Source organism: Serratia sp. Tan611 (genome assembly GCF_905188235.1).
Lineage (GTDB): Bacteria > Pseudomonadota > Gammaproteobacteria > Enterobacterales > Enterobacteriaceae > Serratia_B > Serratia_B rhizosphaerae.
On record NZ_LR994655.1, the window covers coordinates 465,335 to 489,257 of the forward strand.

The following is a 23,923-nucleotide window of genomic DNA, read 5'->3' on the forward strand; positions in this document are numbered from 1 at the left end:
TAACGCGATGACGGCGCAGCGTGCTGCGCCGTGGGGCCTGACGGCCCCGGCATCGAAGGCGTTACTCGTCCGGATAGTCGGCGATAAAGCGTTCGGCGTCTTCTACCATCGATTTGGTGCCGACGAAGAATGGCGCACGCTGGTGCAGTTTCTGCGGCGTGATGTCCAGGATACGGGTTTTACCGTCGCTGGCTTTACCGCCGGCCTGTTCGGCCAGAAACGCCATCGGGTTGCATTCATACAGCAAACGCAGCTTGCCTTGCGGATGGCTGGCGGTGCTTGGGTAAATATAAATGCCGCCCTTCAGCAGGTTGCGGTGGAAATCGGCAACCAGAGATCCGATATAGCGTGAGGTGTAAGGGCGCTGCGTTGCTTCGTCCTGTTCCTGACAGTATTTGATGTATTTCTTCACGCCGAGAGGGAACTTGATGTAGTTGCCTTCGTTGATGGAATACATATTGCCGGATTCCGGGAAGCGCACTTTCTCATGGGAGAGGCAGAACACGCCCAGCGAAGGATCGTAGGTAAAGGCATGGACGCCATAACCGGTGGTGTACACCAGCATGGTGGAAGAGCCGTAAACCACGTAACCGGCCGCGACCTGGGCGCTGCCCGGCTGCAGGAAGTCTTCTTCGGTCACCGGAGTGCCGATAGGGGTGATACGGCGATAGATGGAGAAGATCGTCCCGACGGAGACGTTAACATCTATGTTGGACGAGCCGTCCAACGGATCCATCAGCACTACATACTTGCCGTTTTCAGCACGGTCGCCGTCAAAGATGACGATCTCGTCTTCTTCTTCAGAAGCGATGCCCGCCACTTCGCCGCGCGCTTTCAGCGCTGCTTTCAGCTTTTCGTTCGCGTACAGGTCCAGTTTCATCTGAACTTCGCCCTGTACGTTGGAAACGCCGCTGGTGCCCAGAATATCCACCAGACCCGCTTTGTTGATGTCGCGGTGGATGATTTTTGCGCCCAGTTTGATGGCCGACAGCAGTGCGGTCAATTCGCCGGTGGCGTGAGAGAAGTCGTGTTGTTTCTCGACGATAAATTCGCCTAACGTTTTCATGACACAATCCCTGAATCTACGGATGGATAGCAGTTTTTAACAAACCGCCAACGTTTGTGCCAGCAGTGTAGCCCAAAGCGTCGCGCTATTCATAGGCAAATCCATTTCTTCTGGACGATTCTGAGCGTTAGAATAAGCGTACATTCGACGTACTCAAATGAGAAACCTATGCGCATTCACATTCTTGGCATCTGTGGCACCTTTATGGGCGGACTGGCGGTACTGGCCCGCTCGCTTGGACATGAGGTCACGGGTTCTGACGCTAACGTCTATCCACCGATGAGCACGTTGCTGGAAAACCAGGGGATCGCGCTGATCCAGGGGTACGATCCGGCACAGCTGGATCCGGCGCCGGATCTGGTGATCATCGGCAACGCCATGACGCGTGGTAATCCGTGCGTTGAAGCGGTGCTGGAGCAGGGTATCCCCTATGTATCCGGTCCGCAGTGGCTGCACGACTATGTGCTGCGTGACCGTTGGGTGCTGGCGGTGGCCGGCACCCACGGTAAAACCACCACCGCCGGTATGGCGGCCTGGATCCTGGAAGCCTGTGGTTATCAGCCCGGTTTTGTGATCGGCGGCGTACCCGGCAACTTTGACGTTTCCGCGCGGCTGGGCGGCAGCCCGTTCTTTGTGATTGAGGCCGATGAGTACGACAGCGCCTTCTTTGACAAGCGTTCCAAGTTTGTGCATTACAGCCCACGTACGCTGATCATGAACAATCTGGAGTTTGACCACGCGGATATTTTCGACGACCTGAAGGCCATCCAGAAACAGTTTCACCATCTGGTGCGTATTGTGCCGGGCCAGGGCAAAATCATTCTGCCGGACAATGACGCCAACCTGAAACAAGTGATGGCAATGGGCTGCTGGAGCGAGCAGGAACTGGTGGGCGAAGAGGGAACCTGGCGCGCCGAGAAGCTGACCACCGACGCCAGCCATTACGCCGTCTGGCTGAACGGCGAGAAAGTGGGCGAGGTCAACTGGTCGCTGGTGGGGGAACACAATATGCACAATGGCCTGATGGCGATTGCGGCAGCCCGCCATGTCGGTGTTGCGCCGGCCGATGCCTGCCGTGCGCTGGGCGATTTTATCAACGCCCGCCGCCGTCTGGAACTGCGCGGTGAAGCCAACGGTGTGACGGTCTATGATGATTTTGCCCATCATCCGACGGCGATTTTGGCCACCCTAGCAGCGCTGCGCGGCAAAGTGGGCGGCACCGCGCGTATTTTGGCGGTGCTGGAGCCGCGCTCCAACACTATGAAGATGGGCATCAGCAAAAACGATTTGGCACCTGCCCTTGGCCGTGCCGATGAAGTGTTCCTGTATCAGCCGGACCATAACCCGTGGCAGGTGGCGGAAGTGGCGGAAGCCTGCGTGCAGCCGGCCCACTGGAGCGCCGACGTGGATACGCTGGCGGAGATGGTGGTGAAAACCGCTCAGCCGGGCGATCATATTCTGGTGATGAGCAACGGCGGTTTCGGCGGTATTCACGATAAGCTGCTGGCGGCGTTGGCGCAGCGGGCAAAGTAAACCGACGGGCCGATGCTGGCGTTACATGCTGATGATAAAAAGCCGCTTTGCGGCTTTTTTCTTGCCCATAAAAAAAGCCCCCGCAAGCGGGGGCAATGGGGTTTCGTCGGATAGGACGACGAGGGGTTCTTCAGGGAATGCGTGTCAACGTCAGAACTCGGCAGTGGCAGTGACGAGGATAATCAGCTCAGTAGACACGTCCCTGAATGGTTATTTATAGATTTCGGCCGTGGCGTGCCAGTTGCCGTTCTCACGGGCTTCAATAATACGGTAGGCTGTGGCGCCCTGTTGGTCGGCCTTATCGGACAGCGCCTGACGAATGTCCGACGGTGAACCGGCGACGCCGGCGGCGGTCACGGTGCCGACAGACTGCAGGGTGCTGGCCTGTTCATTGCTCACCAGCGTGGCGGCGGAAGCGCCAAAAGAGACGGCTGACAGCAGCGCCATCGCTGCAATCGAAAATTTCATGTTCATGATGGTAAGTCCTTGATGCTAATCGGTAACGGCCTGGAAGGACGGGTTGTTTTTTTATTCTTGAAGACCGTTATGGGTATAGCGTTGCCAGAGATTTATTCGTCCGTTACCGGAGCGTTCTTTGAGTACTTATTTGTAGATTTCTGCCGTGGCGTGGAAGTTGCCTTCATTACGCGCTTCAATCACGCGAAAAGCGGTGGCGCCTTTGGCATCGGCTTTATCAGACAGTGCCTGACGGATATCGGAAGGCGCTGCGGCAACGCCGCTGACGGTAATGGTGCCTGCCGGCTGCAATTTTGCTGCCTGCTCCGTGCTAACGGATTGTGCTGCAAAAGTGCCGAATGAAAGCATGGACAGTACGCCAAGAGTCACAACAGTAGTTTTAACTTTCATGATTTGACCTCGTAGAATTCTTTTATCAGTTCCTGTGAACTGTGATTCATGTCACGGAAAGGAGTATACAGCTAGTAACCCGAAAAATTAATAGTTTGCTAACAATTCCCTATGAAACTTTATCATTGTGCTTACCATTTCTTATAACCGGCAGGAATAAAAAGTGATTATAAAATGGTCTTTTGATGTTAAATTTCTGTAATATCAAGCAAGTGAGCGACTTTGTCGAAAAGTGCGGAATCAGGTATCAGCGGAAAAGCGCAGTGATGAAATGCTACAAATAATGATATCCACGGGGCGATCGTCGTTATTGGCGTGACAGCGAAAAACTATGCAATGGCGTGGGGAAGGTGAAGAGCGTGCTGGATACGCGGTCGTAGACCGCGTAGTGATAGGGATAGATGATTACAGTTCCTGTTCGAACAACGCCAGAATGGCCTCATACAGCTGGCGGGCGGTGAAGGCGCTGGCCGGCGTAACGAAGATGGTGTCATCACCGGCGATGGTGCCGAGGATACCTTCTGACTTGCCCAGCGAGTCGAGCAGGCGGGCGATCAATTGTGCTGCGCCAGGGCTGGTATGAATCACCACCACGGCGTCATTGTGGTCAACGTCGAGCACTAGATTCTTCAGCGGGCTGGTGGTGGTAGGCACCCCCAGCTCGGCGGGAAGGCAATATACCATCTCCATTTTTGCATTACGCGTACGTACCGCGCCGAACTTGGTCAGCATGCGTGATACTTTGGATTGGTTAATGTTTTCGAAGCCTTCTTCTTGCAGCGCCAAAACGATCTCGCCTTGCGAACTGAATTTCTCTTCCTTCAATAACGCCTTGAACGCTTTGATCAGATCTTCCTGCTTTGCGGGATTACGCATTTTGCACCGTGGAATGTTGCCAATAGATGTCATTATTATGCATATAGATGAATTTTTATGCAATAAAAGCGGAGGTCGACCAGCAAAAAAATGGCCGGAACGACAGGGAAAGGGCGTTATTTTAACAAAATACGATTGTCATGAATATGCCCTTTCTCACAGGATTCATCGCGGGGAAAGGGTAAATAAAATGTTATTAAAATGATGTTGTTCTGATGTTGCGTAAGGGTGTAATGTAACGGCCGGTTAACTTGCGCGTGAATAACCTCGCACAATTTTCGATTACTGTGCGCTATGCCCTTCATGCACACGTTATTTAATCTAAAATGTCCGCGATCACGGCTATTTTATTGCGTCAGCTCTCAGTCCAACTGTTAAGAGATTGTTTTTAAAGGCGTGATAACATAAGTTCCGTAACCCAGAATTCACGGCGCTTTTATATTTAAGATAATACAAGGAGTATAGGATGAAAGTTGCAGTTCTCGGTGCAGCTGGCGGTATTGGCCAGGCCCTTGCCCTTCTTCTCAAGACCCAGCTACCTGCAGGTTCTGAACTCTCCCTCTACGACATTGCCCCCGTTACGCCAGGCGTTGCCGTTGACTTAAGCCACATTCCGACCGCCGTTAGCATTAAAGGCTTCAGCGGTGAAGACGCCACGCCAGCGCTGCAGGGCGCCGATGTGGTGCTGATTTCCGCCGGCGTAGCGCGCAAGCCGGGTATGGATCGTTCCGACCTGTTCAACGTTAACGCCGGCATCGTGCGTAACCTGATTGAACAAGTGGCGAAAACCTGCCCGAAAGCGTGCATCGGTATTATCACCAACCCGGTGAACACCACCGTTGCCATTGCGGCGGAAGTGCTGAAGAAAGCAGGCGTGTACGACAAAAACAAACTGTTCGGCGTGACTTCGCTGGATATTATCCGTTCCAACACCTTCGTGGCTGAGCTGAAAGGCAAAAAGCCGGAAGAGCTGAACGTGCCGGTCATCGGCGGCCACTCTGGCGTAACCATTCTGCCTCTGCTGTCCCAGATTCCGGGCGTGAGCTTTACCGATCAGGAAGTGGCCGACCTGACCAAGCGTATTCAGAACGCGGGTACTGAAGTGGTTGAAGCCAAAGCCGGCGGCGGATCGGCTACGCTGTCCATGGGCCAGGCGGCGGCGCGCTTTGGTTTGTCTCTGGTGCGTGCGCTGCAGGGTGAGCAAGGCGTTGTCGAATGCGCCTATGTGGAAGGCGACGGCAAATATGCGCGCTTCTTCGCACAGCCGCTGCTGCTGGGTAAAAACGGCGTTGAAGAACGTAAAGATATCGGCACGCTGAGCGCCTTTGAGCAGAAAGCGCTGAATGATATGCTGGACGTTCTGCATAAAGATATCGAACTGGGCGAGACGTTTATCAATAACTGATTGACCCGTAGCGTCAGATAAAGGCCGCCGGAGTGATTCCGGCGGTTTTTTTATGCCCTGACGTCAGGATTTGATCCGACTCTTGCGGTCCAGCAAGCGCCGGGTCTTGGGATCGAAATAGCGGCTTGGCCAGATCTCTGAAGGGTGAACATTCAGCGCCTCGGCGATCAGCCACTCGCCTTTCGGCCAGGGGCGGGACAGGGCGTTAGCCAGCGTCGACGAACTGAGCCCGGCGCTGCGCGATACCGCTGCCAGAGTGGTGCCTTTCTTGCGTAATGCTGCGATGACATCGGCAGGATGCCAATCTTCACTCCTTGAATTCATGTTGATCTTCCTTTTTTGATTAGCCAAAGTGACGTTAGTGGTATAACTAACGCGTTCGTATTAATCGTTCGTACAACGTGAATCGGTTATACGGAAACAAGAATACCATTGTTTTTCCAAAAACAACCCTTTGCTTTCCAAAAATAATGGTGACGCATAATCTTCAGAGACGATGGCTATGAAAAGTGAGTGGTTTTCTGCCAAGGAATTGACTGGCATCGCGGGGTTGCCTTCCTCGCCACAGGGAATTAATCAGATGGCGCGTCGGGAAAAATGGGTGAGTCAGCGTCGGAAAGGCGTACAGGGCAAAGCGGTGGAATATCATATCGACAGCCTGCCGCCAGGCGTGCGTAATGCTTTGATGCTGAAAGAGGATTCTGCTGGTTACACTGCTGAAAGACAGGATCCGCTGACGGTGTGGATCGCCTATTTTCACCATATGTCGGATGATGAAAGGGAGCGGATACAGGCGTTTTTGTTGCGTGAGGGCATTGGCGGACTGCTGGCGCTTATCGCCGAGGGGCGTCAGCGATAAGCACCGCTAAAGCGCCTGGGGAGCATTAGGCGCTCATTTCTTAAAACTCGCGCAGCCCCGCCAGATGTGCCACTCCTCCCAACGCGGCGCATTCATGTTGATCTTCTTTTTGTGATTAGCCAAAGTGGCGTTAGTGGTATAACTAACGCGTTCGTATTAATCGTTCATAAAACGTGAGCCGGTGATACGAAAAAACAACGCCATTATTTCTAAAAAATAACTTTTTTCCAGAAATAATGGTGGCGCATAATCTTCAGAGACGATGGCTATGAAAAGTGAGTGGTTATCTGCCAGGGAATTGACGGGCATCGCGGGGTTGCCTTCCTCGCCACAGGGAATTAATCAGATGGCGCGTCGGGAAAAATGGGTGAGTCAGCGTCGGAAAGGCGTACAGGGTAAAGCGGTGGAATATCATATCGACAGCCTGCCGCCGGGCGTGCGTAATGCTTTGATGCTGAAAGAGGATTCTGCAGATTACACTGCTGAAAGACAGGATCCGCTGACGGTGTGGATCGCCTATTTTCACCATATGTCGGATGATGAAAGGGAGCAGATGCTGTCATTTCTGGTACGTGAGGGCATTGGCGGGCTGTTGGCGCTTATCGCTGAACGTCGCCAGCGATAAGCGCCTTGATATGCGCGGAAGCTATTGAGAAATATTTTCTTAAAATTCGCGCTGTACTGCCAGATGCGCCAGTCCTTCCAGCGCGGTGCGGTATTCTGACGGCGGCAGCGCTTCCAGCGCGCTGATGGCTTTGTCGGCTTCCTCTTCCGCGCGTTGGCGGGTGTAGACCAGCGAGCCGCACTGTTCCATCGCTGCCAGCACCGGTTCCAGCAGATGACGGCCGTTACCCTGTTCGATGGCGCCGCGAATCATTGCCGCCTGCTCCGGGCTGCCGTTATGCATGGCGTGCAGCAGCGGCAGCGTAGGTTTGCCTTCATTCAGATCGTCACCGGTGTTTTTGCCCAGTGTGCTGCCGTCGGCGCTGTAATCCAGCAGATCGTCAATCAGCTGGAAGGCGGTGCCAAGATAGCGGCCGTAATCCTGCAGCGCCTGCTCCTGCTCCGGCGTGGCGCCGGATAAAATGGCGGAGGATTGCGCGGCGGCTTCAAACAGACGCGCCGTCTTGCTGTAGATCACCCGCATATAGCTCTCTTCGCTGATATCCGGGTCGTTGACGTTCATCAACTGCAGCACCTCGCCTTCGGCAATCACGTTGACCGCTTCCGACATCAGCGCCAACACGCGTAATGATTCCAGGCTGGTCATCATTTGGAAAGCGCGGGTATAAATAAAGTCGCCGACCAGCACGCTGGCCGCGTTGCCGAATGCGGCGTTGGCGGTTGCTTTGCCGCGGCGCATGTCGGATTCGTCAACCACATCGTCATGCAGCAGGGTCGCGGTGTGGATAAACTCAATCAGCGCCGCGATGGTCACGTGCTTGTCACCTTCCGACTGCAGCGCCCGGGCTGCCAGGACGGCGATCATCGGCCGGATGCGTTTACCGCCACCGCTGATAATGTAATAGCCAAGCTGATTGATGAGCGTGACTTCGGAATTCAACTGTTCGAGAATTGTTGCATTCACTGCCGCCATATCTTGCGCGGTTAACTCAATAATTTGATCTAGGTTCATTGTATTGTTTTCAGCTGTGTTTCTCTTCACCGCGATGAGAACGCTGCTCACATCGGTACATGGCGGTAACTGTGCCTATGATTGTACTTGAAAAACGGCTTAGATAAACGCCACGAAAGAAACTGTGCTTTTTTTCTTCTTTTTTCTACTTCAGTCGAGATTCTGCTCTTGTCATGTGCTGTATTTTTGCGTAGAATTCGCGCCCTATTGTGAATATTTATAGCGCGCTCTGTACTAATCATCGAGCACGCGGAAAGCGGAGTTTTATATGTACGCGGTTTTCCAAAGTGGTGGTAAACAACACCGAGTAAGCGAAGGTCAGACCGTTCGCTTGGAAAAGCTGGACATCGCAACTGGTGAAGCGGTTGAGTTTGACCAGATTCTGATGATCGCTAATGGCGAAGATATCAAAATCGGCGTTCCTTTCGTCGATGGCGGCAAGATCAAAGCTGAAGTCGTTGCACACGGTCGTGGCGAGAAAATTAAAATCGTTAAGTTTCGTCGTCGTAAACACCACCGTAAGCAGCAGGGCCACCGTCAGTGGTTCACTGACGTTAAAATCACCGGCATCAGCGCTTAAGTTAGGAGAGCGGATTAATGGCACACAAAAAGGCTGGCGGCTCGACTCGTAACGGTCGCGATTCAGAAGCTAAACGTCTGGGCGTAAAACGCTTTGGCGGCGAAGCAGTACTGGCAGGCAGCATCATCGTTCGTCAGCGTGGCACCAAGTTCCATGCAGGCACCAACGTAGGTTGCGGCAAAGACCACACTCTGTTTGCTTTGAAAGACGGTAAAGTCAAATTCGAAGTTAAAGGCCCGAGCAATCGTAAATTCATCAGCATCGAAGCTGAATAATTTTTCGAGCCTTAATAAATAGATGTAAGCCCCGCAATTCGTTGCGGGGCTTTTTACATTTATAGCCAACCCATTTCAAACCTTGGCTATTCGGGATAGACAGCGCGCAGGCAGATGACGCATGGAAACAAAACAGCAGGTCGGGGTCGGTATTTCTCTGGCGTTAACCACGGCGGTGTGCTGGGGTGCGTTGCCGATAGCCATGAAAGAAGTTCTCCAGGTGATGACGCCGTTTACCATCGTCTGGTATCGCTTTAGCATTGCGGCGATTGGGTTGGGCATTATTCTGACGCTGCGCGGCCGCTTGCCGCCGGTGAAAATTTTTCGCCAGCCACGTTGGCTGCTGCTGCTGGCGATCGCCACCGCCGGGCTGCTGGGGAACTTCGTATTTTTCAGCTCCTCGCTGCAGTACCTTAGCCCGACGGCCTCGCAGGTGATCGGTCAGCTGTCGCCGGTGGGCATGATGTTTGCCAGCGTGCTGATCCTGAAAGAGCGGATGCGTATTACCCAGGTGATTGGCGCGCTGATGCTGATTTGCGGGCTGATGCTGTTTTTCAACGTCAGTCTGGTTGAGATTTTTACCCGCCTGACGGATTACACCCTGGGGGTGCTGTTGGGTGTCTGTGCCGCGACGGTGTGGGTTACCTATGGCCTGGCGCAAAAGGTCTTGTTGCGCCGGCTGGCGTCGCCGCAGATCCTGGTAATGTTGTACACTTTATGTGCAGTTGCATTATTCCCGCTGGCACAGCCGGCGATGATTTTTCAGCTGAGCGGCTGGCAACTGGCCTGCCTGCTGTTTTGCGGCGCGAATACGCTGATTGGCTATGGCGCGCTAGCGGAGGCGATGGCGCGTTGGCAGGCGGCGCAGGTGAGCGCGTTAGTAACGTTGACGCCGCTGTTTACCCTGTTGTTTTCAGATTTATTGGCGTTGGCATGGCCGCAGATGTTTGCCGCCCCGACGTTGAATGTCGTCGGTTACGTGGGCGCTTTTGTGGTGGTTGCGGGCGCAATGTTTTCCGCAATTGGTCACCGGTGGTGGCCGCGACGGGCAGAAAACCTCCTGGTTGCTCCTATCAAGCAGCCCGGTGAATGATTTACGGAGACGGAAAATGAAGTTTGTAGATGAAGCAGCGATATTGGTCGTTGCAGGTGACGGTGGTAATGGTTGCGTCAGCTTCCGTCGCGAAAAATATATCCCGAACGGCGGCCCGGATGGCGGCGACGGCGGCGACGGCGGCGATGTCTACCTGCTGGCGGACGAAAACCTGAACACGCTGATCGACTATCGCTTTGAGAAGTCCTTCCGTGCAGAACGTGGTCAGAACGGCCAGAGCCGTGACTGTACCGGCAAGCGCGGTAAAGATATCGTGATCAAAGTGCCGGTCGGCACCCGGGTGAAGGATCAGGGCACCGGCGAGATTCTCGGCGATATGACGCGCCATCAGCAGCGCCTGATGGTAGCGAAGGGCGGTTGGCACGGCCTGGGCAACACCCGTTTCAAATCCTCGGTCAACCGTGCCCCGCGCCAGAAAACCAACGGTACGCCGGGTGAAGCGCGCGATGTCCTGCTGGAGCTGATGCTGCTGGCGGATGTCGGCATGCTCGGCCTGCCGAACGCGGGCAAATCCACCTTTATCCGCGCGGTATCTGCCGCCAAGCCGAAAGTGGCGGACTACCCGTTCACCACGCTGGTGCCAAGCCTGGGCGTGGTGCGTATGGACAGCGAACAGAGCTTCGTGGTGGCGGATATTCCAGGGCTGATTGAAGGTGCGTCTGAAGGTGCCGGCCTGGGCATTCGTTTCCTGAAGCACCTGGAACGTTGCCGCGTGCTGCTGCACCTGGTGGATATCGATCCGATTGACCAGACCGATCCGGTAGAAAACGCCCGCGTGATCATTAACGAGCTGAATCAGTACAGTGACAATCTGGCGCAGAAACCGCGCTGGCTGGTGTTCAACAAAGTTGACCTGCTGGACGAAGAGGAAGCCGCAGAGCGCGCCAAGGCGATTGTCGACGCGCTGGGCTGGGAAGATAAGTACTACATGATCTCTGCGGCCAGCCATTTTGGCGTCAAAGAGCTGTGCTGGGACGTGATGAACTTTATCAATAGCCAGCCGAAAGCGATGGCGATCGAAGAGAGCGCGCCGGAAAAAGTCGAGTTTATGTGGGATGACTATCACCGTAAACAGCTGGCGGAAGTGGAAGCCGAAGCCGACGACGACTGGGATGATGACTGGGATGAAGATGACGACGAAGGCGTCGAAATCATTTACCAGAAATAATCATCGCTACAGCTATCAGGCCCCGCACTGCGGGGCCTTTTTTATGGCTTCAGCGGGTTGGCGGGCAGCCAGCAGCGCGCGTTAAGGCCGCTGGCGTTATGGCGATTTTTCAGCGCTAGTCGCCCTTGGTGCAGCTGGATGATGCGGATGACGATATTTAGCCCCAATCCGCTGCCGCCATAGCGCTGGTCCATTCTTCTGAAGGCCTGGGTCAACTCTCCGGCCATCTCTTGCTTAATGCCTGGCCCTTCATCGATCACCTGCAGCTGATGGCCGCCGTTTTGCGCGTCGAGGCGGATTTGGATGGCGCTGTCCGGCGGGCTATAGCGATGGGCATTTTCCACCAGATTTCGCAGCAACAGGCGAAGTAATACCGGATCGCCATGAGTGACGGCCTCCACCGGCAGTTGCCACGTCAGCTGTTGATTGCGTTGTTGCGCCAGTTCTGTCAGTTCTTCGCGCAATGGCGTCATCACGTCCGCGACCCAGTCGAAACGTTGATAGTGGCCGCCGGCAAACTTCTGCCCGGCGCGCGACAGCATCAGCAATTGTTCTACGGTATGCATCAGTTGGTCGATGCGCGCGATCAGCGGCGTACTTTCCCGCACCCCCTGCTGCTCCATCAGTTCCAGATGCAGCCGGATGCCGGCCAGCGGCGTACGCAGTTCGTGGGCCGCGTCGGCGGTAAACAACCGCTCCTGCTGAATGGTGTTATCGAGCCGCGAGAAGAGTTGATTGAGCGCGGTGGTGACCGCCATCACTTCCCGGCTGTCGTTATTGACCGGCAGCGGTGACAGGTTGTCGGCGGAACGCTTTTCCAGCCGGTTTTGCAACTGATTAAGCGGGCGGATAATCCAGCTGATGGCCCAGAACGAGGCGATCAACGTGACAATCATCATAATCAGCGACGGCGCCAATAATGAGGCGATCGCTTCGGCGATTTCACCGTCGACCTTTTCGGTGCGCACCTGAGCCGACAGGGTTTCATCGACCAGAAAACCGATCTGTTCCCGGCTTTCGTGCCATAGCCACAGCGCGCTGATCAATTGGGTGACCAGCAGAATAAGCGCCAGCATCAGCAACAGGCGACGCCGCATGCTGATCATGGCAACGGCTCCAGACGGTAGCCGATGCCGCGTACCGTGCGGATACGATCCTTGCCCAGCTTGCGGCGCAGGTTATGGACGTGCACTTCGAGCGTATTGGAGCCGAGATCGTCGTTCCAGGCGTATAAATCCTGTTGCAGCAGTTCACGGTTGACCGTCTGGCCAGCGCGCATAATCAGCCGCGACAGAAGGGCAAACTCTTTTGGCGTGATGTCGATAGGCTGCTGTTGCAGGTAAACCTGCTGGCTGGAGAGATTGAGCGTGAGATCGTCCTGCTGTAGCAGGTTGTCGCTGTGGCCCTGATAGCGGCGGATGAGCGCCCTGACGCGAGCCTGCAGCTCAATCAGCGCAAAGGGTTTGATCAGATAGTCATCGGCGCCGGCGTCCAGCCCGTCGACGCGGTCTTCCAGCGCATCGCGGGCGGTGAGAATCAACACCGGCAAGTCCAGTTGCCGGCGGCGCCATTGCCGCAGCAAGGCGCTGCCGTCTACGTCGGGCAGGCCGAGATCGAGGATGACCATGCTGTACTGACTGGTGTCGATCAGCGTATTGGCCTGCGCCGCCGTCAGGGCGCAATCGCAGGCGTAACCTTCGGCAGCCAGCGCCATGGCCAGCCCCTGTTGCAATAGCTCATCGTCTTCGACAATCAATAGCTTCACGTCGGGGCTCCCAGGGCGTGGTTACTCAGTTATTCTGATAAATATCCCGATATAGCCGGCTTTCGAAACGTACCAGCGGTATCCGGCGCTGGCGCTGATCTTCCGGTGGTACGGCGTAGCCTGACAGATACTGCACAAACGCCATACGCTGGCCGCTGGCGGTGGTGATAAAGCCGGCCAGATTGTAAACGCCCTGCAGCGCCCCGGTTTTCGCCGAGACTTTGCCGTCCACGCCGGCCTCATGCAGCCCGCCGCGGTAGCGCAGCGTGCCGTCGTAGCCGGCGAGCGGCAGCATCGAGATGAAATTCAGCTCGCTGTCATGCTGGGCGATATATTGCAGCGCCTGCATCATGGTCGCCGGCGCCAGCAGATTGTGGCGCGACAGGCCGGAACCATCCACCACGATGCTGTTGCCCAGATCGACTCCGGCTTTCTGACGTAGCACCTGACGCACCGCGTCGGCGCCGGCGCGCCAGGTGCCCGGCACGCCGAAGCGCTCGTGGCCGATGGTGCGGAAGACGGTATCGGCGATCATATTGTCGGATTTTTTCAGCATCACTTTCAGCAGATCATGCAGCGGCGCCGATTGGGTACGGGCGATCACCGTGCCGCTCATGCCCGGCTGTGTCTGGCGCTTCAGGTGGCCGTCAATCTGGATGCCGGCCTGGGTCAGTTCATCTTTCAGAATAGCGCCGGCGTAGCTGGCCCCGTCCTGAATGGCGAACGCCAGCGGCAGCGGCTCGCTGCGCTGCGTCAGGCATCCGGTGAGGGTAAAGCGGTTCAACTCGCCCGGCACCACGTCCAGCTCGCAGTATTGGGCATCCGGCGAACCTTTGGCCAGCGTACGCACCTGGCTGAACATGTTAACCGGATAATAGGAGGCGACGCGGATAAAGGCGATATCGCCCGGCTTGGCCGCGCTGTACAGCGACACCGAGAAGCAGTTGCGATCGACAATCGCCGCCGCCGGTGGGGCGCTGAAGCACTGCGTCATATCGTTCCACGGCCAGCCGGGCGCCTTGTCGTGGCTGGCGAATACCGAAGTATCGACCAGCACGTCGCCGCTAATCTGTTTTACGCCCTGTTTCTTCAGTTCGGCGACCATATTGCGCAGGTTCTGGCGTTTAAAGGTCGGGTCGCCGCCGAAGCGTGCGATCAGATTGCCCTGCAGTACGCCATCGTTAATCTTACCCTGGCTTTCCAGCGTGGTGGTAAAGCGATAGTCTGGGCCGAGCTGTAACAGGGCCGCCAGCGCGGTCAGCACCTTCTGGGTGCTGGCGGGCAACGCCATCTGCTGCGCGTGGTAATCAATCGTCGGCGTGCTGGCGCCGATTTTTTGCACCATCAGGGCAAGGTTGGCTCCATCAGGCAAATATTGTGTGTAATCTTCGACCGGGGCGGCATTTACATTCAAAACAAATGCGCACGCCAATGCACTGACAATTCGTGAAAAACGCATAATCTCTGGCTAACTGCTGGGTAACGTGCCGTCATACTACGGCGCATTCAGGGAAAAAGTAAACGATGACCCTCAAGGAACTCTACGCTAAAATGCGTATCAAAATGCAAAATCGATCCTGACTTGGAAGAATTTTCCGGGTTAGGGTTCTTTTGTTTGTCGCCTGGAGGCGGCTGGCGATAGCCATCCGTGTTTTCATACGAATACGTCAGGATGACGGCTATTTGAACAGGAAAGATTTAGAGGTATTGAAATTATGCAACAGATTCCGATGACCCTGTTTGGCGCTGAAAAATTGCGCGAAGAACTGGAATATTTGAAAAGCGTTCGCCGTCCGAAAATCATTGCGGACATCGCGGAAGCGCGTGAACACGGCGACTTGAAAGAAAACGCGGAGTACCATGCGGCGCGTGAGCAGCAGGGTTTCTGTGAAGGACGTATTCAGGAAATTGAAGCTAAGCTGTCGAACGCGCAGGTGATCGACGTAACCAAAATGCCGAACAACGGCCGGGTGATTTTCGGCGCGACGGTATCGGTGCTGAACCTGGATACTGAGGATGAGGTGACCTACCGCATCGTGGGTGACGACGAGGCCGATTTCAAGAAAAATCTGATTTCGGTGAATTCCCCGATGGCGCGTGGTTTAATCGGTAAAGAACAAGACGACGTGGTGGTGATTAAGACACCGGGCGGCGATGTGGAATATGAAATCCTGAAGGTGGAATACCTCTGATCGACAGCGTTTGCTCAGAAGTTAATCAGGTTTTTGTAAAGAAAGGAAAAAGGCCGCGTGGCGGCCTTTTATCAGGTGCAGGTGCATGGCACCTTTTCGTTAAAATGACGACACTTAACGCGGTAGACTGATCTTGCGCTCTTCTGAAGGGCGGTAAAGAATAAGGGTATTACCGATAATTTGTACGTTGCAGGCATTTGTTTCACGCACGATAGCGTCAGCGATCAAGGCTTTGGTTTCGCGATCTTCCGTTGCGATTTTCACTTTGATCAGCTCATGATGCGTCAGCGCCTGATCAATTTCAGCCAGCACCCCTTCGGTGAGACCGTTATTGCCCAGCATGACGACCGGTTTTAACGGATGCGCCAGGCCTTTCAGGTGCTGTTTTTGTTTATTATTCAGATTCATTGTCTTTTTTGCTTAAGTTGGGATTGAAAACGGTACATTCTACCGCCATCTCATGGGTATCACCAAATCGGTCTTGCACCGTGATGGCAATATGAGCAGCGAACTTGGCATAAGTCTCTTTTTAGGATAGTTGGAAACTCGATGACAGGTAAAAAGCGTTCGGCCAGTTCTAGCCGCTGGCTTCAGGAACACTTTAGCGACAAATATGTGCAGCAGGCGCAGAAAAAAGGGCTGCGCTCGCGCGCCTGGTTTAAACTGGATGAAATACAGCAGAGCGACAAGCTGTTTAAACAGGGTATGACGGTTGTTGATTTGGGGGCGGCGCCAGGCGGCTGGTCGCAGTATGTCGTTACCCAGATCGGCGGTTCTGGGCGAATTATCGCCTGTGATATTTTACCGATGGATCCTATCGTCGGCGTTGATTTCCTCCAGGGAGATTTTCGTGATGAACTGGTGCTGAAGGCGCTGCTGGATCGCGTAGGTGAAAAGAAGGTTCAGGTGGTCATGTCCGATATGGCCCCGAATATGAGTGGCAACCCGGCGGTCGATATTCCAAGATCGATGTATCTGGTGGAATTAGCACTGGAAATGTGTCGTGATGTCCTCGCACCAGGCGGAAGTTTCCTGGTGAAGGTGTTCCAGGGAGATGGCTTTGACGAGTACCTACGGGAAATTCGCTCCCTGTTTACGAAGGTTAAGATTCGTAAGCCAGACGCTTCGCGCGCTCGTTCGCGTGAAGTGTACATTGTAGCGACAGGGCGCAAACTGTAGTACCCTAACGCTGTTTGTTAACACAGTTGTAATATGAGGTTAATCCCTTGAGTGACATGGCGAAAAACCTAATTCTCTGGCTGGTCATCGCAGTTGTGCTGATGTCCGTATTCCAGAGCTTTGGGCCCAGCGAGTCGAATGGCCGTAGGGTGGATTACTCTACCTTCATGTCCGAACTGACCCAGGATCAGGTTCGCGAAGCGCGAATTAACGGACGTGAGATCAACGTTACCAAGAAAGATAGTAACCGATACACGACTTATATCCCCGTCAACGATCCTAAGCTGTTGGATACGTTATTGACGAAGAATGTGAAAGTTGTCGGTGAACCGCCGGAAGAGCCGAGTTTGCTGGCTTCTATCTTTATTTCATGGTTCCCGATGCTGTTGCTGATCGGGGTCTGGATCTTCTTTATGCGGCAAATGCAGGGCGGCGGCGGCAAGGGCGCGATGTCCTTTGGCAAGAGCAAAGCCCGTATGCTGACTGAAGATCAGATCAAAACCACCTTTGCCGACGTCGCCGGCTGCGACGAAGCAAAAGAAGAAGTGAGCGAACTGGTTGAATACCTGCGCGAACCGAGCCGTTTCCAGAAGCTGGGCGGCAAGATTCCGAAAGGCGTGCTGATGGTCGGCCCGCCGGGTACCGGTAAGACGCTGCTGGCGAAAGCCATTGCCGGCGAGGCGAAAGTGCCGTTCTTTACCATTTCCGGTTCCGACTTCGTGGAAATGTTTGTCGGCGTGGGTGCGTCCCGCGTACGTGATATGTTCGAACAGGCGAAAAAAGCCGCTCCGTGCATCATCTTTATCGATGAAATCGACGCCGTCGGCCGCCAGCGTGGCGCCGGTCTGGGTGGCGGTCACGATGAACGTGAGCAGACGCTGAACCAGATGCTGGTTGAGATGGACGGCTTTGAAGGCAACGAAGGCATCATCGTCATCGCTGCGACCAACCGTCCGGACGTGCTTGACCCGGCGCTGCTGCGTCCAGGCCGTTTCGACCGTCAGGTAGTGGTTGGTCTGCCGGATGTGCGTGGTCGTGAGCAGATTCTGAAGGTGCATATGCGCCGCGTGCCGCTGGCAGCCGATATCGACGCCTCCGTCATTGCACGTGGTACACCGGGCTTCTCCGGTGCGGATTTGGCTAACCTGGTCAACGAAGCTGCGCTGTTTGCCGCCCGTAGCAACAAACGTGTGGTGTCGATGGTTGAGTTCGAAAAGGCCAAAGACAAAATCATGATGGGTGCGGAACGTCGCTCCATGGTAATGACCGAAGCGCAGAAAGAGTCGACCGCGTATCACGAAGCCGGCCACGCCATTATCGGCCGTCTGGTGCCGGAACACGATCCGGTTCACAAGGTGACGATTATTCCGCGCGGCCGTGCGCTTGGCGTAACTTTCTTCCTGCCTGAGGGCGATGCCATTAGCGCCAGCCGTCAGAAACTGGAGAGCCAAATCTCCACGCTGTACGGCGGCCGTCTGGCGGAAGAGATTATTTACGGTGCCGAGCATGTTTCTACCGGCGCATCGAACGACATTAAAGTGGCGACCTCTATCGCACGCAACATGGTGACCCAATGGGGCTTCTCCGAGAAGCTGGGGCCGCTGCTGTATGCGGAAGAAGAGGGCGAAGTGTTCCTGGGCCGCTCTGTGGCCAAGGCGAAACATATGTCTGACGAAACGGCGCGTATTATCGACCAGGAAGTGAAATCCCTGATTGAACGTAACTACACGCGCGCCCGTACGCTGTTGATGGAAAACATGGATATCCTGCATTCAATGAAGGATGCCCTGATGAAGTATGAAACCATCGACGCGCCGCAGATCGACGATCTGATGAACCGTAAGGACGTCCGTCCGCCGGCAGGCTGGGACGATCCGAGCAAAGGCAGCAACTCCGACAACGGCGGCACTCCAAAGGCCCCGACGCCGGTTGATGAGCCGCGGACGCCAAATCCAGGCAATCCTCTGTCTGAACAGCTCGACAAGTAACATCGACTGTGTAATAACATCAAACCCCGGCATGCCGGGGTTTTTTTATGCCCGTCATCTGCGGTGCGGCCGTATACCGGCCACCGCCAGGCCGCCGTATCAGACGGTCAGGCCTTTTTGCCCGCCCGGCAGTGAAATCAGCAACAGACAGTAAGGTGGAATCTTCATGCAATTAACCGTGCGCGACATGGCTTTCGATCTCTCCCATCCTCGGGTGATGGGCATTCTCAATGTGACTCCGGACTCGTTTTCCGACGGAGGACGGCATAATTCGCTGAATGACGCCCTGCTGCATGCCCACGCGCTGATTTCCGCCGGCGCCACCATGATCGACGTTGGCGGTGAGTCGACCCGTCCCGGCGCGGCGGAGGTGAGCGAAGAGGAGGAGATCGAGCGGGTGGTGCCGGTGGTGGAAGCGATTGCCCGGCGTTTTGAGGTGTTTATTTCGGTCGATACCTCCAAGCCCGGAGTCATTCGCGAGTCGGCTAACGCCGGCGCGCATCTGATCAATGATGTACGCTCGCTGCAGGAGCCTGGCGCGCTGGAGGCGGCGGCAGCCAGCGGGTTGCCGGTATGCCTGATGCATATGCAGGGCGAGCCGCGTACCATGCAACAGGCGCCGCACTATGAGGATTTAATGGGCGAGGTCAACGCCTTTTTCCAGCAGCATATTGCACGCTGTACTGCGGCGGGCATAGCAAAACAGAAATTGTTGCTCGACCCGGGCTTCGGTTTCGGTAAGAATTTAGCGCATAATTATCAGCTTCTGGCCCGATTGTCGGAATTTCATCATTTCGGCCTGCCGCTGCTGGTTGGCATGTCGCGTAAATCGATGATTGGACAACTGCTGAACGTACCGCCGGAACAGCGGACGATCGGCAGCGTTGCCTGTGCGGTAATTGCCGCGATGCAGGGCGCACAGATCGTCAGAGTGCATGATGTTAAAGAAACCGTCGAGGCGATGCGCGTCGTCGAGGCAACACTTTCAGCTAAGGGACAGTAGAGACATGAGCGAGCGTAAATATTTTGGTACCGACGGCATTCGTGGGAAGGTCGGCGACAGCCCGATTACTCCGGATTTCGTCCTTAAGCTCGGCTGGGCTGCGGGTAAAGTGCTGGCGCGCCATGGATCACGCAAAATTATTATCGGCAAAGACACCCGCATTTCCGGCTATATGCTGGAGTCGGCGCTGGAAGCTGGTTTGGCGGCCGCAGGGCTTTCCGCTTCTTTTACCGGCCCGATGCCGACGCCGGCAGTCGCCTATCTGACGCGCACCTTCCGCGCCGAGGCCGGCATTGTGATCTCCGCATCGCATAACCCGTATTACGACAATGGCATCAAATTCTTCTCCATCGATGGCGCCAAACTGCCGGACAACGTGGAAGAAGCGATCGAAGCGGAGATGGAAAAGCCGCTGACCTGCGTAGAGTCCGCCGAACTGGGTAAAGCCAGCCGTATTATTGATGCCGCCGGGCGCTATATCGAATTTTGTAAGGGCACCTTCCCAAGCGAGTTGAGCCTGAAGGGCCTGAAGATCGTCGTTGACTGCGCCAACGGGGCGACTTATCACATCGCGCCGAGCGTGTTGCGCGAGCTGGGTGCCAAGGTGATTGCCATCGGCTGCGAGCCGGACGGCATGAACATCAACGAGAAATGTGGGGCGACCGACGTTCGCCAGCTGCAAGAGCGTGTACTGGCGGAGAAAGCCCACGTGGGCCTGGCGTTTGACGGCGACGGTGACCGGGTGATGATGGTGGATCACTTGGGCAACAAGGTGGACGGCGATCAGATCCTGTACATCATCGCGCGTGAAGGGCTGCGCCAGGGGCAACTGCGTGGCGGGGCGGTCGGCACGCTGATGAGCAACATGGGGCTGGAGCTGGCGCTGAAGCAGTTGGGTATTCCATTTGCCCGCGCCAAAGTCGGCGACCGCTACGTGCTGGAAAAACTGCAGGAGCTGGGCTGGCGCATCGGCGCTGAAAACTCCGGCCATGTGATCCTGCTGGATAAAACCACCACCGGCGACGGCATTGTGGCCGGCTTACAGGTTCTGACCGCCATGGTGCGCAACAGCATGAGCCTGCACGATCTGTGCAGCGGCATGCAGCTGCTGCCGCAGGTGCTGGTCAATGTGCGCTTTGCCGGCGAACATAATCCGCTGGAATCGGAAGCCGTCGTCAGCGTTACCAAAAGCGTGGAGGCGGAACTGAACGGCCGCGGCCGCGTATTGCTGCGCAAATCCGGTACGGAACCGCTGATCCGCGTGATGGTGGAAGGCGAGGACGAAAAACAGGTGACCGAGCTGGCGAACCGCATCGCCGACGCGGTGAAATCTGCAGGTTAAAACAGGTGGTTAACGCCCAAACGTGCAGTTTGGGCGTGTAAATTGCGTCGTGTTGCTGTTTTTTTCCGCAATCGCGCCGGTGGCGGTAAATTGCCCTTGCGCGCTGTGGCGCCTTTGGTTAGTATTCACACCCGCTTCAGTAGGCGGTTTTACATAACGTCTGCGACTTCTGACTAGAAGCCTATGGGGCGAGAAGCATTTGGCACGCGGTGATGCCGCAAGGATACGGGTACGACTATGTACGAAGCTCTTCTGGTAATTTTCCTGCTGGTTTCGATCGGGCTTGTTGCTATGATCATGCTGCAGCAAGGTAAAGGCGCTGATATGGGAGCCTCATTCGGAGCAGGTGCGTCTGGCACATTGTTCGGTTCGAGTGGTTCCGGTAACTTCATGACCCGCATGACGGCCGTGCTGGCGACGCTGTTTTTCGTCATCAGTCTGATTCTGGGCAACCTGAGCAGCAACCAGAGCAAAAAAGGCAGCGAGTGGGAAAACCTCGGTCAGCCGGTGAAAACCGAGCAGACAACCGCGCCGGCGGCACCAGCCAAGCCGAGCAGCGATATCCCGCAGTAAGCAGCAGCAAAGTTTTAAACGGTGGTTGATGTCAGACATCAACGGCCGTAGCAGTAAAAAGAATCAGTACCGAGGTGGTGGAATTGGTAGACACGCTACCTTGAGGTGGTAGTGCCCTAACGGGCTTGTGGGTTCGAGTCCCATCCTCGGTACCAAATCCCAGAGATAACTTGCAATTTTGCGATTATCAGCGTAGTATTTGCCACGATTTCGGACGCGGGGTGGAGCAGCCTGGTAGCTCGTCGGGCTCATAACCCGAAGGTCGTCGGTTCAAATCCGGCCCCCGCAACCACTTTCCTTTGAAGTGTTTATTTTCAAATACACTATTTCGATTGAATCCGCTTTTCTCGAACAACATTTGAAAATGACACTTGTCAGAAAGTTGTACCGAAGCCGCAGTGCGGCAAACAGGGTCCAGTTGCATAAAGCCCCGATTTTTCGGGGTTTTTTGTTATTTGGCAACAGAATCACTGGGCTATTTAGCCCTTTTTTTATGTCTTGGGGGTGGGCTTGTCCACATTAGAGCAAAAATTAACAGAGATGCTTTCGGCACCGGTAGAGGCGTTGGGCTTTGAGCTTGTAGGCATCGAATTTATTCGTGCGCGCCAATCTACGCTCCGCATCTATATTGATAGTGAAGACGGCATCAATGTTGATGATTGTGCTGATGTCAGCCACCAGGTCAGCGCGGTGCTGGACGTTGAAGATCCGATCACCGTCGCTTACAACTTGGAAGTCTCCTCTCCTGGCCTTGATCGCCCGATGTTCACCGCAGAGCACTACACGCGTTTCCTCGGTGAAGAAGTCAGCATGGTGCTGCGCATGGCGGTACAGAACCGCCGCAAATGGCAGGGCATCATCAAGTCCGTCGATGGCGAGATGATCACGGTTACTGTGGATGGGAAAGATGAAGTGTTCGCGCTGAGCAATATTCAGAAAGCGAATCTGGTACCCCACTTTTAAAGTTTGGATGAGGCAACTAGGATGAATAAAGAGATTCTGGCTGTTGTTGAAGCAGTTTCCAATGAGAAATCCCTTCCGCGTGAGAAGATTTTTGAAGCGTTGGAAACCGCATTAGCCACCGCAACCAAGAAAAAATACGAGCAGGAAATCGACGTTCGCGTTAGCATCGATCGCAGAACCGGCGACTTCGACACCTTCCGCCGTTGGGTTGCCGTAGAAGAAGTGACCCAGCCTACGCGTGAAATCACGCTGGAAGCTGCGCAGTTTGAAGATCCGAGCATCGAGCTGGGCGGTTTTATCGAAGATCAGATTGAATCTGTCACCTTTGACCGCATCACCACCCAAACCGCGAAGCAGGTTATCGTCCAGAAGGTGCGTGAAGCTGAACGTGCGATGGTGGTCGACGCATTCCGCGGGCACGAAGGTGAAATCATCACCGGCGTGGTGAAAAAAGTAAACCGCGACAACATTTCTCTGGATATCAAAGCCTCTGATGGCAGCGGTACCAGTGCGGAAGCCGTGATCCTGCGTGAAGATATGCTGCCGCGTGAGAACTTCCGTCCGGGCGACCGCATCCGCGGCGTACTGTATGCGGTGCGTCCAGAAGCGCGCGGCGCGCAGCTGTTCGTCAGCCGTTCTCGTCCAGAGATGCTGATTGAACTGTTCCGCATCGAAGTGCCGGAAATCGGTGAAGAAGTGATTGAAATTAAAGCGGCAGCCCGCGATCCGGGTTCCCGTGCGAAAATTGCCGTGAAAACCAATGACAAGCGTATCGACCCGGTCGGCGCCTGCGTGGGGATGCGCGGCGCTCGCGTTCAGGCCGTATCGAGCGAACTGGGCGGCGAGCGTATTGATATTGTGCTGTGGGACGATAATCCTGCGCAGTTCGTGATCAACGCCATGGCGCCGGCAGACGTTGCCTCTATCGTGGTGGACGAAGACAAGCACACTATGGATATTGCCGTTGAAGCCAGCAATCTGGCACAGGCGATCGGCCGTAACGGCCAAAACGTGCGTTTGGCTTCTCAGCTCAGCGGCTGGGAACTGAACGTGATGACGGCGGACGATCTGCAGGCCAAGCACCAGGCCGAGGCTCATGCCGCCATTGATACCTTCACCAAGTATCTTGATATCGACGAAGAGTTCGCCACCGTACTGGTCGAAGAAGGCTTCTCAACGCTTGAAGAATTGGCGTATGTGCCAATCAATGAGCTGCTGGAAATCGACGGTCTGGATGAAGATACGGTTGAAGCGTTGCGCGATCGCGCCAAAGCTGCATTGACCACGCTGGCACTGGCTCAGGAAGAAAGCCTGGGTGACCAGAAGCCTGCTGAAGACCTGCTCAACCTGCCAGGGCTTGAGCGCAGCATGGCCTTTAAACTGGCCGCGCGTGGGGTTTGTACGCTGGAAGATCTTGCCGAGCAGGGTGTTGACGATCTGGCTGATATTGAAGGGCTTGACGATGAGCAAGCCGGCGAGCTGATCATGGCCGCCCGTAATATCTGTTGGTTTGGCGACAACGCGTAATAACTGTAGCAG

Annotated in this window: 26 protein-coding genes and 2 tRNA genes; 18 read left to right on the top strand and 10 right to left on the bottom strand. The window is 55.2% G+C overall.

Annotated features, from left to right (window positions below):
• Positions 1-61: 61 nt before the first annotated feature.
• Complete coding sequence (gene fbp, locus TAN611_RS02145; RefSeq protein ID WP_105229509.1) at positions 62-1,066, bottom strand: class 1 fructose-bisphosphatase; 1,005 nt, start codon at positions 1,064-1,066, stop codon at positions 62-64.
• A 168-nt stretch (positions 1,067-1,234) separates the two neighbouring features.
• Here fbp and mpl point away from each other — a divergent pair, with 168 nt between their 5' ends.
• A complete protein-coding gene (gene mpl, locus TAN611_RS02150) occupies positions 1,235-2,599 on the top strand; it encodes a UDP-N-acetylmuramate:L-alanyl-gamma-D-glutamyl-meso-diaminopimelate ligase (RefSeq protein ID WP_111737858.1) in 1,365 nt (454 codons plus the stop codon).
• Between the two features lie 210 nt (positions 2,600-2,809).
• On the opposite strand, the gene yhcN (TAN611_RS02155) is transcribed toward mpl, so the two are convergent.
• From yhcN (TAN611_RS02155) to argR, 3 genes are all read right to left on the bottom strand, one after another.
• The gene (gene yhcN / locus TAN611_RS02155) at positions 2,810-3,073 is read right to left on the bottom strand and encodes a peroxide/acid stress response protein YhcN (RefSeq protein WP_105229511.1); all 264 of its coding nucleotides are present in this window, start codon (positions 3,071-3,073) and stop codon (positions 2,810-2,812) included.
• A gap of 129 nt (positions 3,074-3,202) precedes the next feature.
• Positions 3,203-3,466, bottom strand: a complete 264-nt coding sequence (gene yhcN / locus TAN611_RS02160; protein WP_105229512.1) for a peroxide/acid stress response protein YhcN — start codon at positions 3,464-3,466, stop codon at positions 3,203-3,205.
• A gap of 405 nt (positions 3,467-3,871) precedes the next feature.
• A complete protein-coding gene (gene argR, locus TAN611_RS02165) occupies positions 3,872-4,342 on the bottom strand; it encodes a transcriptional regulator ArgR (protein WP_041411702.1) in 471 nt (156 codons plus the stop codon).
• A gap of 466 nt (positions 4,343-4,808) precedes the next feature.
• Here argR and mdh point away from each other — a divergent pair, with 466 nt between their 5' ends.
• A complete protein-coding gene (mdh, locus tag TAN611_RS02170) occupies positions 4,809-5,747 on the top strand; it encodes a malate dehydrogenase (RefSeq protein WP_105229513.1) in 939 nt (312 codons plus the stop codon).
• Positions 5,748-5,810: 63 nt separating this feature from the next.
• Here the strand turns inward: mdh and TAN611_RS02175 are convergent, their stop codons facing one another.
• Positions 5,811-6,071: a helix-turn-helix transcriptional regulator gene (locus tag TAN611_RS02175; RefSeq protein WP_105229514.1), complete on the bottom strand. Its 261-nt coding sequence runs from the start codon at positions 6,069-6,071 to the stop codon at positions 5,811-5,813.
• Between the two features lie 178 nt (positions 6,072-6,249).
• On the opposite strand from TAN611_RS02175, the gene TAN611_RS02180 reads away from it, so the two are divergent.
• Complete coding sequence (locus TAN611_RS02180; protein WP_111738124.1) at positions 6,250-6,606, top strand: DNA-binding protein; 357 nt, start codon at positions 6,250-6,252, stop codon at positions 6,604-6,606.
• A gap of 268 nt (positions 6,607-6,874) precedes the next feature.
• Positions 6,875-7,231, top strand: a complete 357-nt coding sequence (locus tag TAN611_RS02185; protein WP_203067204.1) for a DNA-binding protein — start codon at positions 6,875-6,877, stop codon at positions 7,229-7,231.
• Between the two features lie 39 nt (positions 7,232-7,270).
• Here the strand turns inward: TAN611_RS02185 and ispB are convergent, their stop codons facing one another.
• A complete protein-coding gene (gene ispB / locus TAN611_RS02190) occupies positions 7,271-8,242 on the bottom strand; it encodes an octaprenyl diphosphate synthase (protein ID WP_105229516.1) in 972 nt (323 codons plus the stop codon).
• Between the two features lie 268 nt (positions 8,243-8,510).
• Between ispB and rplU the strand changes: the two genes are divergently transcribed.
• The 4 genes from rplU (at position 8,511) to cgtA (ending at position 11,379) form a co-directional block, all read left to right on the top strand.
• A complete protein-coding gene (gene rplU, locus TAN611_RS02195; protein WP_004933561.1) occupies positions 8,511-8,822 on the top strand; it encodes a 50S ribosomal protein L21 in 312 nt (103 codons plus the stop codon).
• Between the two features lie 17 nt (positions 8,823-8,839).
• Entirely contained in the window at positions 8,840-9,097 is a 258-nt protein-coding gene (rpmA, locus tag TAN611_RS02200) for a 50S ribosomal protein L27 (protein WP_004933559.1), read from the top strand.
• Between the two features lie 121 nt (positions 9,098-9,218).
• On the top strand, positions 9,219-10,190 hold the full coding sequence (locus tag TAN611_RS02205; RefSeq protein WP_105229517.1) for a DMT family transporter: 972 nt from the start codon (positions 9,219-9,221) through the stop codon (positions 10,188-10,190).
• A gap of 16 nt (positions 10,191-10,206) precedes the next feature.
• Positions 10,207-11,379 (top strand): Obg family GTPase CgtA, encoded by a 1,173-nt coding sequence (gene cgtA / locus TAN611_RS02210; RefSeq protein ID WP_105229518.1) that lies wholly within the window; start codon positions 10,207-10,209, stop codon positions 11,377-11,379.
• Positions 11,380-11,420: 41 nt separating this feature from the next.
• On the opposite strand, the gene pmrB is transcribed toward cgtA, so the two are convergent.
• Genes pmrB through dacB form a run of 3 tightly spaced genes read right to left on the bottom strand, consistent with a single transcriptional unit; the run spans position 11,421 to position 14,603 of the window.
• Positions 11,421-12,485 (bottom strand): two-component system sensor histidine kinase PmrB, encoded by a 1,065-nt coding sequence (pmrB, locus tag TAN611_RS02215; RefSeq protein WP_105229519.1) that lies wholly within the window; start codon positions 12,483-12,485, stop codon positions 11,421-11,423.
• The gene (pmrA, locus tag TAN611_RS02220; RefSeq protein WP_203067205.1) at positions 12,482-13,144 is read right to left on the bottom strand and encodes a two-component system response regulator PmrA; all 663 of its coding nucleotides are present in this window, start codon (positions 13,142-13,144) and stop codon (positions 12,482-12,484) included. The genes pmrB and pmrA overlap by 4 nt, the downstream gene beginning before the upstream one ends.
• 25 nt (positions 13,145-13,169) lie before the next feature.
• Entirely contained in the window at positions 13,170-14,603 is a 1,434-nt protein-coding gene (dacB, locus tag TAN611_RS02225) for a serine-type D-Ala-D-Ala carboxypeptidase (RefSeq protein WP_105229521.1), read from the bottom strand.
• Positions 14,604-14,859: 256 nt separating this feature from the next.
• Here dacB and greA point away from each other — a divergent pair, with 256 nt between their 5' ends.
• Positions 14,860-15,336: a transcription elongation factor GreA gene (greA, locus tag TAN611_RS02230; RefSeq protein WP_061321556.1), complete on the top strand. Its 477-nt coding sequence runs from the start codon at positions 14,860-14,862 to the stop codon at positions 15,334-15,336.
• A 114-nt stretch (positions 15,337-15,450) separates the two neighbouring features.
• On the opposite strand, the gene yhbY is transcribed toward greA, so the two are convergent.
• On the bottom strand, positions 15,451-15,744 hold the full coding sequence (gene yhbY / locus TAN611_RS02235) for a ribosome assembly RNA-binding protein YhbY (protein WP_105229522.1): 294 nt from the start codon (positions 15,742-15,744) through the stop codon (positions 15,451-15,453).
• Positions 15,745-15,885: 141 nt separating this feature from the next.
• On the opposite strand from yhbY, the gene rlmE reads away from it, so the two are divergent.
• The 9 genes from rlmE (at position 15,886) to nusA (ending at position 23,911) form a co-directional block, all read left to right on the top strand.
• Positions 15,886-16,515, top strand: coding sequence for a 23S rRNA (uridine(2552)-2'-O)-methyltransferase RlmE (gene rlmE / locus TAN611_RS02240; protein ID WP_203067206.1), 630 nt, complete (start codon positions 15,886-15,888; stop codon positions 16,513-16,515).
• 56 nt (positions 16,516-16,571) lie between these two features.
• Positions 16,572-18,503, top strand: a complete 1,932-nt coding sequence (ftsH, locus tag TAN611_RS02245; RefSeq protein ID WP_197951064.1) for an ATP-dependent zinc metalloprotease FtsH — start codon at positions 16,572-16,574, stop codon at positions 18,501-18,503.
• 166 nt (positions 18,504-18,669) lie between these two features.
• On the top strand, positions 18,670-19,506 hold the full coding sequence (gene folP, locus TAN611_RS02250; RefSeq protein WP_105229524.1) for a dihydropteroate synthase: 837 nt from the start codon (positions 18,670-18,672) through the stop codon (positions 19,504-19,506).
• 4 nt (positions 19,507-19,510) lie between these two features.
• Positions 19,511-20,848, top strand: a complete 1,338-nt coding sequence (gene glmM, locus TAN611_RS02255) for a phosphoglucosamine mutase (protein ID WP_105229525.1) — start codon at positions 19,511-19,513, stop codon at positions 20,846-20,848.
• Positions 20,849-21,085: 237 nt separating this feature from the next.
• Entirely contained in the window at positions 21,086-21,421 is a 336-nt protein-coding gene (gene secG / locus TAN611_RS02260; protein WP_015670611.1) for a preprotein translocase subunit SecG, read from the top strand.
• Positions 21,422-21,489: 68 nt separating this feature from the next.
• A tRNA-Leu gene (locus tag TAN611_RS02265) sits at positions 21,490-21,576 on the top strand.
• Between the two features lie 60 nt (positions 21,577-21,636).
• Positions 21,637-21,713 (top strand) — tRNA-Met (locus TAN611_RS02270).
• Positions 21,714-21,931: 218 nt separating this feature from the next.
• On the top strand, positions 21,932-22,384 hold the full coding sequence (gene rimP / locus TAN611_RS02275; RefSeq protein ID WP_145961162.1) for a ribosome maturation factor RimP: 453 nt from the start codon (positions 21,932-21,934) through the stop codon (positions 22,382-22,384).
• Positions 22,385-22,405: 21 nt separating this feature from the next.
• Positions 22,406-23,911: a transcription termination factor NusA gene (gene nusA, locus TAN611_RS02280; protein WP_105229527.1), complete on the top strand. Its 1,506-nt coding sequence runs from the start codon at positions 22,406-22,408 to the stop codon at positions 23,909-23,911.
• Positions 23,912-23,923 lie beyond the last annotated feature (12 nt).

Coding starts and splice junctions, on each gene's coding strand:
- folP (WP_105229524.1), top strand. CDS start 18,670: ATGCAATTAACCGTGCGCGACATGGCTTTCGATCTCTCCCATCCTCGG.
- rlmE (WP_203067206.1), top strand. CDS start 15,886: ATGACAGGTAAAAAGCGTTCGGCCAGTTCTAGCCGCTGGCTTCAGGAA.
- rplU (WP_004933561.1), top strand. CDS start 8,511: ATGTACGCGGTTTTCCAAAGTGGTGGTAAACAACACCGAGTAAGCGAA.
- TAN611_RS02175 (WP_105229514.1), bottom strand. CDS start 6,071: ATGAATTCAAGGAGTGAAGATTGGCATCCTGCCGATGTCATCGCAGCA.
- mpl (WP_111737858.1), top strand. CDS start 1,235: ATGCGCATTCACATTCTTGGCATCTGTGGCACCTTTATGGGCGGACTG.
- dacB (WP_105229521.1), bottom strand. CDS start 14,603: ATGCGTTTTTCACGAATTGTCAGTGCATTGGCGTGCGCATTTGTTTTG.
- yhbY (WP_105229522.1), bottom strand. CDS start 15,744: ATGAATCTGAATAATAAACAAAAACAGCACCTGAAAGGCCTGGCGCAT.
- secG (WP_015670611.1), top strand. CDS start 21,086: ATGTACGAAGCTCTTCTGGTAATTTTCCTGCTGGTTTCGATCGGGCTT.
- ispB (WP_105229516.1), bottom strand. CDS start 8,242: ATGAACCTAGATCAAATTATTGAGTTAACCGCGCAAGATATGGCGGCA.
- glmM (WP_105229525.1), top strand. CDS start 19,511: ATGAGCGAGCGTAAATATTTTGGTACCGACGGCATTCGTGGGAAGGTC.
- yhcN (WP_105229512.1), bottom strand. CDS start 3,466: ATGAAAGTTAAAACTACTGTTGTGACTCTTGGCGTACTGTCCATGCTT.
- pmrB (WP_105229519.1), bottom strand. CDS start 12,485: ATGATCAGCATGCGGCGTCGCCTGTTGCTGATGCTGGCGCTTATTCTG.
- fbp (WP_105229509.1), bottom strand. CDS start 1,066: ATGAAAACGTTAGGCGAATTTATCGTCGAGAAACAACACGACTTCTCT.
- TAN611_RS02185 (WP_203067204.1), top strand. CDS start 6,875: ATGAAAAGTGAGTGGTTATCTGCCAGGGAATTGACGGGCATCGCGGGG.
- TAN611_RS02180 (WP_111738124.1), top strand. CDS start 6,250: ATGAAAAGTGAGTGGTTTTCTGCCAAGGAATTGACTGGCATCGCGGGG.
- argR (WP_041411702.1), bottom strand. CDS start 4,342: ATGCGTAATCCCGCAAAGCAGGAAGATCTGATCAAAGCGTTCAAGGCG.
- TAN611_RS02205 (WP_105229517.1), top strand. CDS start 9,219: ATGGAAACAAAACAGCAGGTCGGGGTCGGTATTTCTCTGGCGTTAACC.
- yhcN (WP_105229511.1), bottom strand. CDS start 3,073: ATGAACATGAAATTTTCGATTGCAGCGATGGCGCTGCTGTCAGCCGTC.
- mdh (WP_105229513.1), top strand. CDS start 4,809: ATGAAAGTTGCAGTTCTCGGTGCAGCTGGCGGTATTGGCCAGGCCCTT.
- nusA (WP_105229527.1), top strand. CDS start 22,406: ATGAATAAAGAGATTCTGGCTGTTGTTGAAGCAGTTTCCAATGAGAAA.
- greA (WP_061321556.1), top strand. CDS start 14,860: ATGCAACAGATTCCGATGACCCTGTTTGGCGCTGAAAAATTGCGCGAA.
- rpmA (WP_004933559.1), top strand. CDS start 8,840: ATGGCACACAAAAAGGCTGGCGGCTCGACTCGTAACGGTCGCGATTCA.
- ftsH (WP_197951064.1), top strand. CDS start 16,572: ATGGCGAAAAACCTAATTCTCTGGCTGGTCATCGCAGTTGTGCTGATG.
- cgtA (WP_105229518.1), top strand. CDS start 10,207: ATGAAGTTTGTAGATGAAGCAGCGATATTGGTCGTTGCAGGTGACGGT.